At 66.5% G+C, this 11470-nt stretch carries 13 protein-coding genes; 3 read left to right on the forward strand and 10 right to left on the reverse strand.

Annotation, left to right across the window (positions count from 1 at the left end):
- Window positions 1–2 precede the first annotated feature (2 nt).
- The 4 genes from EV192_RS13170 to EV192_RS13185 all read right to left on the reverse strand — a co-directional run bounded on the left by EV192_RS13170 (window position 3) and on the right by EV192_RS13185 (window position 4109).
- On the reverse strand, window positions 3–965 hold the full coding sequence (locus tag EV192_RS13170) for an NAD(P)-dependent oxidoreductase (protein ID WP_132114781.1): 963 nt from the start codon (window positions 963–965) through the stop codon (window positions 3–5).
- A gap of 194 nt (window positions 966–1159) precedes the next feature.
- Window positions 1160–1888 (reverse strand): alpha/beta fold hydrolase, encoded by a 729-nt coding sequence (locus EV192_RS13175; RefSeq protein WP_132114783.1) that lies wholly within the window; start codon window positions 1886–1888, stop codon window positions 1160–1162.
- 44 nt (window positions 1889–1932) lie between these two features.
- The gene (locus EV192_RS13180) at window positions 1933–2589 is read right to left on the reverse strand and encodes an endonuclease/exonuclease/phosphatase family protein (protein ID WP_165960361.1); all 657 of its coding nucleotides are present in this window, start codon (window positions 2587–2589) and stop codon (window positions 1933–1935) included.
- Window positions 2590–2699: 110 nt separating this feature from the next.
- Window positions 2700–4109, reverse strand: coding sequence for a helix-turn-helix domain-containing protein (locus EV192_RS13185; protein ID WP_132114787.1), 1410 nt, complete (start codon window positions 4107–4109; stop codon window positions 2700–2702).
- Window positions 4110–4364: 255 nt separating this feature from the next.
- Between EV192_RS13185 and EV192_RS53755 the strand changes: the two genes are divergently transcribed.
- Both EV192_RS53755 and EV192_RS13190 read left to right on the forward strand, forming a co-directional pair.
- Window positions 4365–4514 carry a hypothetical protein gene (locus EV192_RS53755; protein ID WP_165960362.1) on the forward strand — a complete coding sequence of 50 codons (150 nt, stop codon included), beginning with the start codon at window positions 4365–4367 and terminating at the stop codon, window positions 4512–4514.
- Between the two features lie 325 nt (window positions 4515–4839).
- A complete protein-coding gene (locus EV192_RS13190) occupies window positions 4840–5301 on the forward strand; it encodes a DUF6907 domain-containing protein (protein ID WP_132114789.1) in 462 nt (153 codons plus the stop codon).
- Window positions 5302–5330: 29 nt separating this feature from the next.
- Here the strand turns inward: EV192_RS13190 and EV192_RS13195 are convergent, their stop codons facing one another.
- Genes EV192_RS13195 through EV192_RS13215 form a run of 5 tightly spaced genes read right to left on the reverse strand, consistent with a single transcriptional unit; the run spans window position 5331 to window position 8967 of the window.
- Window positions 5331–5585: a hypothetical protein gene (locus EV192_RS13195; RefSeq protein ID WP_132114791.1), complete on the reverse strand. Its 255-nt coding sequence runs from the start codon at window positions 5583–5585 to the stop codon at window positions 5331–5333.
- Between the two features lie 49 nt (window positions 5586–5634).
- The gene (locus EV192_RS13200) at window positions 5635–6078 is read right to left on the reverse strand and encodes a pyridoxamine 5'-phosphate oxidase family protein (protein ID WP_132114793.1); all 444 of its coding nucleotides are present in this window, start codon (window positions 6076–6078) and stop codon (window positions 5635–5637) included.
- Between the two features lie 14 nt (window positions 6079–6092).
- On the reverse strand, window positions 6093–7526 hold the full coding sequence (locus EV192_RS13205; RefSeq protein WP_165960363.1) for a sodium:solute symporter family protein: 1434 nt from the start codon (window positions 7524–7526) through the stop codon (window positions 6093–6095).
- On the reverse strand, window positions 7523–7759 hold the full coding sequence (locus EV192_RS13210; protein WP_132114795.1) for a hypothetical protein: 237 nt from the start codon (window positions 7757–7759) through the stop codon (window positions 7523–7525). The genes EV192_RS13205 and EV192_RS13210 overlap by 4 nt, the downstream gene beginning before the upstream one ends.
- Complete coding sequence (locus tag EV192_RS13215) at window positions 7756–8967, reverse strand: M20 metallopeptidase family protein (RefSeq protein WP_132114797.1); 1212 nt, start codon at window positions 8965–8967, stop codon at window positions 7756–7758. Before EV192_RS13215 ends, EV192_RS13210 begins: the two co-directional genes overlap by 4 nt.
- 68 nt (window positions 8968–9035) lie before the next feature.
- On the opposite strand from EV192_RS13215, the gene EV192_RS13220 reads away from it, so the two are divergent.
- Entirely contained in the window at window positions 9036–9590 is a 555-nt protein-coding gene (locus tag EV192_RS13220; RefSeq protein WP_132114799.1) for a hypothetical protein, read from the forward strand.
- Window positions 9591–9622: 32 nt separating this feature from the next.
- Here EV192_RS13220 and EV192_RS13225 read toward each other — a convergent pair whose 3' ends face one another.
- Complete coding sequence (locus EV192_RS13225; protein WP_132114801.1) at window positions 9623–11452, reverse strand: VWD domain-containing protein; 1830 nt, start codon at window positions 11450–11452, stop codon at window positions 9623–9625.
- Window positions 11453–11470: the final 18 nt, after the last annotated feature.

Here is an 11470-nt window from a genome sequence, read left to right on the forward strand (position 1 = left end):
GCTCAGCGCATCCCGTCGGCCGCGCCGAGCCCGTCGTCGACCGCGACTTCTTCGGACTTGAGCGTCAACGCCGAGTTACGCGCCTGCACGTCCAACAGGATCGCGAAGTCGTCCTCCACCCGGCCGCTGTTCACGCTGGTCTGCACCTGCTGCGCGGTCGCGGCGGCCACCGGCATCGGCACGTCCAGTTCCCGCGCCGCGGCGAGCCCGAGGTCGAAGTCCTTGCGCAGCAACACCGGCGTGAAGGTCGGCGTGAAGTCCAGGTTGACGAACGCGGGCGACTTGTACCGCGTGAAAACCGACCCCAACACGCTGTTGTTCAGGAACTCCAGGAACGCGGCGCGAGACACCCCGCCCTTCTCCGCCAGCACGGTGATCTCGGCCATCGACTGGGTGACCACCCCCAGGAAGAGGTTGTGGCAGATCTTCACCAGCCGGGCGAGGTCGCCGGATCCGACGTACGTGACGGACCTGGCGATGGCCCGCAGCAGCGGCGCGACCGCGTTGAACGTCTCCTCCGGCCCGGACGCCACGATGGTGAGGTCACCGGCCCGGACGACCTTGGCGTTGCCGCTCACCGGCGCGGCGACGAAGGACACCCCACGCCGTGCGCAGGCGTCCCGCACGGTCGCCGACGACTCCGCGGACACCGTCGAGCAGTCGACCACCACGTCCGGGACATCGTCGGGGTCGGCCAGCAGGCCTCCCTCGCCGAGCAGGACCTGCTCCAGGTCAGCCGGCGTGGACACCATCGTGAACACCACGTCCAGCCCGCGCAACTCGGCGATCGTGTCCACGATCGTGCAGCCGTCCTCGGCGAGCGGCTCAGCCTTGGCCCTGGTCCGGTTCCACACCGTGACCCGCCCGCCGGCCGCGGCGAGCCGGGCGGCCATGGCGAACCCCATCCGCCCCGCGCCGATCCAGCCGACCGTCGGCCCGGCCACGTCCGGGTTGCTCGTACTCATGCCGCCTCCTTGCAATCGATTGCACCACAATGTACCAAACAAAACCCCTGATGCCAGCCGCCCAGTGCAAGATTCCACATCAGAAACGAGCAGCTGCCACCATTGGGTATGCAATCGAGTGCATTGAATCGATCAAGGAAGCTCCAGCCCGGCCCACGCGTCCGGTTTGGACGACAAAGCCCGTTTCGCCGGCGCTACCGAGCGTGGAAGAAGCGACTGATGATCCCCGCCACCAAGCCCGGGTCACGAGTCCACGGCCAGTGGTGCCCCACAGCGAACTCGTGCTCGACGACACTGTGCCGCCGCAGGTAGTCCGACGTTTCCGGCACGGTCGAAGCCGGCGACCACAGGTACAAGGTTGGTATCGACAGTCCGCGATAGGCCACACCGAACCGCCCGTCCGCACCTTGTTCCCGGGCGTCACAACCGAGCGCGTGCATGCTCACGGCGTCGGCCGCCCGGACCGCGTCCGCGTAACTGGACGGCGCACTCCCTGCCGCCACCAGCCGATCCACGCGCTCAGCCAGCGCACTCTGGAACTCCGACGGGTCGGCGTACTCCGCCGCCAGTCCGGAAAAGTAGGCGTCCTCGGGAGTCAGATTCCCCTCGATCGAGACCAGCCCGGCGCACCGCGACCCAAGCAGCCACGCGGCCTCCACCGCGATGACCGAACCGAGCGAATGACCCACAAGGGACACCTCATCCCACCGCTGAGCCACCTGTGCGACCAGGTCGGCCGCGCCCGCGATAGACGCTCGGTCACGATCAGGCGCGGACATCCCGAACCCCGGCAGGTCGACCACGAACACCTCGAAGCCCTCGCCGACCAAGGCCTCGAACAAAGCCCGCCACGACGTCCCGTTGTCCGCGAAAGCCGGCACACACACCAGCCCGTGACCACTGCGCATGTGCGGATTGACCATGGTCCTGAACGTAGTGCACGGGCACGATGGGGTTCGGGACGCTACTAAACGAAACCTCTCGATATGTCACGCGACACCCGCGCCACCGCCAACACCGCCAAGTGATCGGATCCCCTGACGTCCAACACCTTGGCGTCCAGTGAGACATTCGACGAAGCGACAAAGTAGTCGATCAGTTCCACCGGCTCCTCCGTCGGATAGGTGGCCAGCGCCGGGTCAGGCGCGACAGTCCGCAAGGCGTCGTCGCTGTCGATCCACGACGACGCTGGCGCGTTGAAGTCACCACACAGCAGCCAATCGCCGTCCAGCTCGCTGGTCACGGTCTTGAGCCGCTCCAGCGCCTCGGTCCGCGCTTCGTCGCTACTACGCGGCAAATGCGTACTGCCGACCCACAGCGGCCCGAGCTTGGCGAATACCACGGCGCGGAGTTCAGATGGTTCGGTGCCGTCGTAGACGGTCGAGGGCCAAACGAGCTGGCGCTGTCGCACAGCTGAGATGGGCACCTTGGTCAGCAGGGCGTTGCCGAAGCCTCCAGTCGGCTGCTCCTGCCCGTACTCGAACACCGGGACGAAGATGCTGGCGTAGCCACAGCGACCGGCGACGGCCCCCAGGCGTGACGGGCTTCCCCATGCCTCATCGACTTCCACAAGCGATACGACATGCGGGTCCGTCTCTTGGATCACGGCCGCGACCGCGTCCACATTGGAGGTTCCGTGTTCGTCCTGCCATGAGTGGATGTTCCAATGCAGGACGCGCAGTTCGTCGTCAGGAAGCCGGTCGGGTGTGGTGACTGGCATACGTGGAACGTCTCCTAGTTCAGCAGGTCGCAGCGTCCGGCGATCGCGCGGACATCAGACGACCGCCGTTCGCGCGACATGAGGTCGCGTAGCAGTTCATGGGTCAAGCGGTGCTCCCGCAGTTCGTGCGGCGCAATCCGTTCGGCCTGGAGCAAGGCGTCAAGAGCCGCTTGGTCATCGTGCTGGCTGCGCGCTACATCGATCAGGAAGCGCGCCCGGCGCTCCGTGAGCACAGCGGGCATCCGGTCGAGCTTGACTGACGGAATGCGTCGCAGAGCTCCTTGGCGGTCACCAAGCTCCACCGCAACGGCGACCTGGTGGATGGCGACGTTCGTCGGCCCGAATACGTTGCCAAGGTCAGAGCGTTCTTCGCCCAGCTCGTCAGCACACACGGCAGCGGCCTTGAGTGCTGCGTATGCCTCGCGGCTGTCACCGCGACGAGCCGACGCCGAGGCGGCGCTCAGCAGGGCTGCACCACGCAAGCACAGAGCAGTTTTCCGGTCAGCTGGGTGTGCGGTGTCGAGCTGCACCGTTGCGAGGAAAGCGGTGCGCGTGGCTTCGGCAAAGTTCCCAGCGCGCATGTGGACTTCTGACATGCAGCGCGTGGCAGCGGCCACCCGCAGGACGTCGTCAGTTTGTTCGGCGACTTGGATCGCCCGCTGCGCCGCGATCCAGGCGCCAAGCGAATTGTCCGCCTTGATCAGGCTCCATGCAGCGACGGCGTAGACATCGGACAGCAAGGGCTGGACAGTCGCTGCGGTGGCGTTGGCGTGCATGTTGGCCGCCTCGACATACCCGACGAGCGTCGGGAGCGCAGTCGACAGCTTTGCGTAGTCCGATGCGAGGTGTGCGGTCAGCACAGCACCAGCCCACTGGCGCAGTACGGCGACGTCGCCAGACTCCGTTCGCGACCCAGCGCTTGCGTTCGACGCGACTCGGCGCACAACGTCAGTGGGATTGAGCACGGCGTCGAAAATGGGACGAGCCCACGAGGCCGCCGGCGGCGCGGCAGGCGTGAACGGTGCCGGTCCAGGACTTCCACTCGAAGTCAAGGCCTGTGGGTGAGCGTCATGGGGCCCGAGCAGCGGCACAAGGCCGTACTTGAGCAGGACACGACGGTTCAGCTGACTCATGGCCTCCCATTCAGCGGCAGTGGCAAGGGTGCCGGTCTCCTGCGGTCCAGGTCCACCGTCCAGTATCCGGCTGAACCGGGCCTGGACGTCATCATCGGCCCGAGCCAGTGCGGTATCCAGTGCCCGCTGCATCTCAGTGACGGGGGTGATGTCCGCACCACGGCTCTCCCAGTTGCTCACAGTCCGGACGCTGACGCCAAGCTCCTGTTCGGCGAACGCCCGCACGCTGAGACGCAGCGCCTGCCGTAGGGCGCTTGCCTCTGCACCAGTCCATCGCTCCACGATGGCCACTCTCGCACCCCGATCCCCCGGGTTGTGAACACCCTACGCAGCGTAGTGCCACATGGCTGCATCACGCCTGCCACATGGCTTCGTTCCCAGCAGGCGGCTTCCCCACGAAGCTGATCACAAGGCAACGGCTCCGGAGACATCATGTCCGGGCTAGGCGCCGCCAACGTTCATTCCCTGGACTCACGCGGGAGCAGTCGTCATGCACCAAAGCCACCCACCTGGAGCCTTCGCACACCCCTGGCCAGGAGGCAAGCCGTGAGTACCGCTGTGTTCTGGACCTTCTTCGCGGTCGCCGTGTTGTCGTGGACGGCTGTGGCATGCCGGTGGCTTCTCAACAAGACCGGTGTCGGCAAACGGGTCGCCGTTTGGCGGTGGCGTCGTCAAGATCGCGTCCGCCGCAGGTGAGGTCACAATGCCTATACCGACATTCAAACCAGACCGCGAGCGCGCATACGAGACAGAAACACTGGAAGTGCGTGTCCGAGCGGCAGAAGACCTGGCAACCATAGGCCGGGACAAGCTACGCCGCGTGGCGTTGTTTCGCGCCTGTCGATGGGCCGATCTGTCCGTCGCGGCCTACGAACACGATTACCGCTGCGCTGACGTGGCCTGGATACGCTTCGCCGAGTGGTTGCGTATCTGGTTGGCTCTTTCCGCTGGCAACCGTCAACAGTAGGCCCATTGTCTCACCGTGGAGTGAGACCACCCAAATACAATATGGAGTTCCACCATGAGTTATACCGCAGCCTCCGCACAGATCGACAACACCTCCGATTCGGCGGACGAAGATGACTTGCCCTACTACTTGGCGGGTCCATGCCCACCATGGTGCGACAGGGCACATGAGGACACCGTGGATGACGCGGAACGGCTTCACATGTCCACCGGACTTATGTGGGAAGTGATGCTGGTTACCGAAGATCCGGTGAAGTCTGACAGTGAACCACATACATTGTCGGACTACTTCCCTCCCGAACTGGCGGTGTACATGGACCAACATGTGCGGGAAGTATCACCACGGATTGCAATTGACGGACTGCCCGCTGGGCGCACGCAACTACACTTGTTGCCAGCTGAAGCACGTACGGTGGGCGAGGCGTTGATCCATCTCGCAGAAGTGGCAGAGGGGCGGCGTACGTTTGTGGATTCGAGGGGCGGGCAGAAAACATCGGATAATTGCGTCAAAGGTTGACTGCCCATACCCGTCCGACAGCGGAAGCCTTATCGAGCGTGGACGAAGCGGCTGATGATCCTCGCCACCAGGTCCGGGTCAAGGATCCACGGCCAGTGGTGGCCCACGGCGAGCTCGTGCTCGACGAGACTGTGCCGCCGCAGGTAGTCCGCTGTCTCCGGCACGGTCGAAGCCCGCAACCACTGGTACAGGGCAGGTCCGGACAGTTCGCTCCGACGGATCCGCGAAGGCCGGCACGCACACCAAGGGTGGCCGCTGCCTCCGCGCAGCATGTGCGTGCTCATGACCATGAATTTACGCGTTTGGAGGGAGGTGAATCAGAACCGACAGAAGTCAGTTGCTGATCACACGCTGGGTCTCGATGAAGACGGCGGTACGGCGTTCCTCGGCCATCACCCGGTCGTACTCGGCCCAGTCCTCGTGGGTGCCGCCGGCGGCGGTGAAGACGTCCCGCAGCAGTCCTGGCACGCGGTCGGCGGGGAAGTCCGGGTGTGGGTCGTCCGGGCCGATGATGGTTACCGGGCCGTCCACCGACACCCAGTCCCACCCGGCCCGGAACGTGACGGTGGCGCGGCCGACGCGGCGCAGGTGCGTCAGTTTCGCCGCCCCACCGCGGGCCACGAGGGCCACCGACGGCGCGCCGCTGACCGGGTTGTCCAATACGCCCGCGTTCACCAGTGACGCGTGCACCGAACCGTCGGCGCGGGTGGTGGCCACGATCGCCAGTCCGTGGTCGGCGGCGGCCAACCGCTGTACCAGAGCCAAATCTGCTGCCATGGTGCCAACTTACGTCATCGGGCGACCGGGACCGGCCCGACTGCCCGGCTTCGACGCACGCGCTCAAGCACAGCACCGATGCCGACGATGGCGAGGTTGGGCGCCAGCGCGACGATCCCGACGTTGACGTGTCCGGAGTAGACAGTGCCGAACGTCAGCCAGATCACGATCGCCTCGCCGACCAGCAGCCCGGCGACCACCGGCCAGGTGCCGACCAGCCGGCGTGGCAGCAGGGCCAGCCCGATCGCGGGAATGAGCTGGTCCAGCCCGGAGAACGTGAGCAGGAGCAGGTTGGCGAGCAGGTCCGGCCGGGTCAGGCCGAGGGTGAGCGCCAGGCCGGTCACGACCACCACCGACACCTGGTTGACCCGGAACTGGCCGCGTTCGGTCCGGACGGGCGCGATGTTGCGGGCGATCACCGACGACATCGCGATGATCAGGCCGGCCGCGGGCACCATCGCCGTGGCCGCGGTCGCGACGACGACGATGCCGACGAACCACGCGGGGAACGCCTGGTTGGTCAACGCCAGCAGCACGCCGTTGCTCGTGGTCTTCGCGGGAAGCACGAGAACGCCGGTGAACCCGATGATCATCGGCAGCGCGAGCGCGATCGAGTACGCCGGCAGGAACACGTAGTTGCGCCGCAGCGCCCGCGGTGACGCGGCGGACATCAGCGCGGGCCATTGGTGCGGCAGCGTCATGAACAGCACGCCGATCGCCGAGGCGACCATGCTGGTGAAGAACCAGACGCTGTCGTACGTGCCGGCGTGGATCCGCAGTATGTCCGGACGGGTGGCCAGGATCTGCTTGAACGTGGCACCGATGCCGCCGGTGAAATGCGCGGGGATCGCGACCACCAGGATGAACAGCACCACGATCATGATCACGTCCTTGAAGTAGGACGTGCTGGCCACCCCGCGGATTCCGGACCACAGCACGAAAGCGACGGTCAGGACGAACGCGATGACGATGCTGACGCTCCCGGACGTCGTGTTGCCGGTCGCCAGCTGGACGGCCAGCCCCAACCCGGTGATCTGCAACTGCAGGTAGGGCAGCAGGAAGACCACGCCGAAGATGGCGACGAGCACGCCGAGCGGGCGGGACTCGTAGAAGTCGGCGAGGAAGTCCGACTGGGTGAGGTGGCCGCGCGCACGGGCCCGTCGCCAGATCATCGGGCCGAGGAAGTACAGGCCGATGTAGGCGAGCGGAACGTAAGGCAGAGCGTAGAAGGACGCGACCCCGCCGGCGAACACCAGCCCGGCCATGCCCAGGAAGGTGAAGGTGGTGAACACTTCGCCCGCCTGCAGGAACCACATGGTGACCGCGCCGAACCGGCGGCCGCCGACGGTCCACTCGGCCAGGTCGGTGACCGGGCGCTTGCGGCCGACGAACCCGAACGCCGCGATCAGCACGATTCCGGCGATCGTCACCAGCAATGTCACGGTCATGGCTTCGCCTCGGTGTTCTCGTGCCGCGCGTCCTCCTCGTCGTAACGCCCGCTGAACTCCAGTGCGGCGAGGGTCGGCACGATGGCCAGCACCCAGACGATCGTCCAGACCGCCACCGACGGCAGCCCGAACCACAGTGTCGACGTGTTGACGAACGGCAGGAACACCGTGCTCATCAGGGCGACCGCGATGATCACCAGCACCGTGACGTAGGGCCAAAGTCGCTTGGTCATTGTTCCTCCGCGTCCCGGCGCAACGCCCGCACAGCGAGTTGTGCGTGCAGCAAAGCGCCGTCGGACAACACGGCGTCGTCGAAAACCGCGCGGGGACTGTGGTTCGTCGGCCCGTCCAGGTCGTCCCCGGAATGCGCGCCGAGGAACAGATAGGTGCCTGGCACCGCGGCCAGGACCCGCGAGAAGTCCTCCGAGCCGCTCACCGGATCCTTCAAGGGCTCGTATCTGTCGTCGCCGAACACCTCGGCGACGACGTCCGCCGCGAACGCCGCGTGCTGGGCGTCGTTGACCGTGACCGGGTACTCGCCGAGGAACTCGGCCTCCGCCTCGACGCCGTGCGCCTCCGCGATCCGCTCACACAACCGCACACACTCATCACGGATCCGTTCCTCGGCCTCCGGCGAGAACGCCCGCACAGTCGCCTCGAACCGGGCGTCGTCGGGAATGATGTTGCGCTTGGTGCCGGCGTGGAAGGTACCCACCGTGACCACAATCGGGTCGAAGACGTCGAACCTGCGGGTCACCAACGTCTGGAGCGCGGTCACCATCTCCGCGGCGGCCGTGATCGGGTCGCGGGAGAGGTGCGGGGTCGAGCCGTGTCCGCCGGAGCCGTGCACGACGACGTTGAGAGCGTTGCTGCCGGCCATCAACGTGCCGGGACGTGTGGTGAACACCCCGCGTCGAACCACGGCGGACATCACGTGCATCCCGTAGGCGGAGGAAACACGGCGACCGGCGGCGTCCAGCACGCCTTCCTCGATCATGTACCTGGCGCCGTCCCATCCCTCCTCACCGGGCTGGAACATGAACACCACGTCACCAGGGAGCTCGTCGCGTTGCGCGGCGAGCAACTTGGCCGCCCCGACCAGCATCGCCGTGTGCAGGTCGTGCCCGCAGGCGTGCATCGCGCCGTCGACGCGGCTGGCGTAGTCGAGTCCAGTGGCTTCGGTGACGGGCAACGCGTCCATGTCGCCGCGTAACAGGACCGCCGGTCCAGATCCGCGGCCGCGCAGCACGGCTGTCACCGACGACACCTCCGCACCCGTGCTGACCTCAAGCCCCAGACCGTCGAGCTCGGCCAGCACAGTCCGTTGGGTCACCGGGAGATCCAGGCCGATCTCGGGGTGCTGGTGCAGCCGATGTCGCAGGTCGACCAGGTACGAGCTGAGCTCTTTCGCGTCGTCACGGAGCCGGTCGTCCAGAGCCATCGTGCCTCCCGAGGTCACCGATGGCCTATCGTGGCACTTACCGACCATACCAACCACGGACGATCGTCGTGAATCTGCAACCGTCTACTTGGAACAAGCCAGTGCTGTGGACAGCGCTCGCCGCGCTGCTGGCCGCGGCGCTGGTCGCCGCCGGTCTGACGATCGCGTTCAGCAGTCCGAGCGAACGGCACGCCGGCCCCGAGACCCGCACCGACGTCGAGCCGCTGCGAACCAGGTTCGCCGCCGTGGGCGATCTGTCCGACCCGCACTGGCTCGGCTACAACCCGCGGGAGACCGAAAGTTCCCGGCTGCCGGAGCAGGACCCGGAGACGCGGGTGGTCGGCGTGGCCCGGCTGCCGCATGGCGCCGTCCGGACGATCCTCGACCGGCCCGGGGCGGCCTTCCGGCCCGCGGACCTGGTCGGCCCCGGCTTCTACGGCTGGCCGAACTTCCCGGACAACCTGACCAAGCCGCCCGAGCAGATCACCCCGCACCTGCCCGGCACCGCCAAGTGGGTGGCCAGCACCGACTACGACACCAGCGTCACCCACGGCAAGTACCGCGGCAGGTTCTACTTCGACGAGGCCACCGACACGTTCTACTTCGACACCGTCAACCCGTAGAGGAGTCCCGAGACTCCCCTACGGGTTGGTGTCTACTTGTTGCCGTTCATCACCGGTGGCCTCTTGCCGACGTACGCGGTGGCCGCCTTGGTGCCGAGCACGGCGACGTCGAGCGTGCAGTCATCGAGCCAGGCCTGGTCGATCTCAGCCTCGAGGCAGACCGCCCGCGCCTTCTCGCGGAGCCTCGGCTCCAGGTCGTCCGCGAAGAACGGCTTCTTCGGGTTCGCCTGCTCAGCCAGCTCCCCGCAGGGCGACAGCAGCGAGTCGCCCGGTTCGACCCGCCAACTGTCGCCGTAACGGGAATAGAGGTCCTCGAACGACAACGGCACGCTGAACACGGTTCCGTCCCTCGACTCAAGCAGCTTGACGTTGTTGTCGGGGTTGCCGAGCAGACCGCGGACCCTGGTCGGCCACGTGCCGACGCCGACCGACACGTCGAGATACTCGGGTTGCTGGGTCACCCGGACGCTGTTGCCGGTCTGATCGGTCACGACGTACACGCCGTCGGCGAGGTTGATGTCCACTCCGGACGGCAACGAGATCGTCCTGCCGTCAGGGAGTTTGACGGGTCGTCCGTCCACCACGAGTTTCGGTCCGCCGCACACCGTCACCTTGGTGCTGCCCATCCGGGTGCCGATCGCCTGGTTCACCGACGCGTCCGGCCATGTCGGCGCCCCGGACACGTGCCGTGCCTGGACGTCGAAGTCGGACCCGACCTGTGCCAGTTCGAAGTCGCCCGTCGCCTGGAAGTCGTACGCCAGGCCAGCGACGGTGTGCGCGTGGACGTCACCGATGGTGGTGGCGCTCGCGCAGTTCGAAGTCGCTCCGCCGACGGTGTCCTCGACGAATATCACGGCCGGTCCCGGCCTCGTCGCGGGCGGCGCCGGAGTCCCGAAGTCAAGGTTGTTCTTCTCCGCTGTGAAGCCGTGGGCCACGCAGAGCGGTGCTGCCGTGCCGCCGTAGATGGTCCTCGTCCGGACCTGGAGAGAAGCACCGTCGTTGAAGCTGGCGGTGCCTCCGCCGTCGGTGTTGCCGCCGTAGCCGAACACGTTGAACTCGGCTTCGTTCCACCCGGCTGCGGCGGAGACGAAGTTGTCCCCGCTCTTCGAGTACGCGGTGGTCCCGACGAACAGGACCACGCTGTCGCCGGCCGCGCTGACCTGGCCGGACAGGCTGAGATCGGCCAGGTTCGTGATCGGCTGGCTCGGCACGAGCGCCGCTCCACTGGAGTTGTTGCGGTAGCAGTAGACGTTCGTGCCCGTGCTGAACGTGAACTGGTTCCATCCGGCCGGGCACGTGGTGTTGTACCGGGTCAGCCAGTACTGGATGAACACGAGGCCGGAACTGCCTTTGTTCGCGTACACGAACTGCTCCCAGCCCCGGCACTCCGGGTTCGGCGACCCCGCGCACGCCGGGCTGGTGAAGAAGTTGGTGTTCATCTGCAACGTGTAGGCGTTGGGCTCGGACGGTCCGGTGTTGCCGATCGGTCCGCTCTCACTCAGCACGTCGGCGACGTCGAACGATCCGATCGCCGTGGAGATGAAGCCGCTCGGCACGCGCGCCGAGATGTCGTTGCGGTTCCCGACGACAAGTGGCCGAGGCCCGTTGTATGGCGGCATCGGAATGTCCGGCGCGGGTGCGCACGGAGCCGCTTGCCACGCCAGCCTCGGATAGTCGGCCGTGAAGCACCCCTTCGACGGCTGCGGAACCTGGGCGATCTGGTTCTGCCAGTCCCGTTGGCTCACTGGGACTTGCGCCGCGCTGGACACGGCACCAGTCACAGATACCGCCGTGACGACCGCGAACACCACAGCCCCGAACAATCCGCGCGTACTTCGCCCCGCGCTGCCGAACAGTCGCATAGCCGTTCTCTCTCCTGT

Origin of the sequence: Actinocrispum wychmicini, assembly GCF_004345645.1 — a bacterium.
GTDB classification, from domain to species: Bacteria; Actinomycetota; Actinomycetes; order Mycobacteriales; family Pseudonocardiaceae; genus Kibdelosporangium; species Kibdelosporangium wychmicini.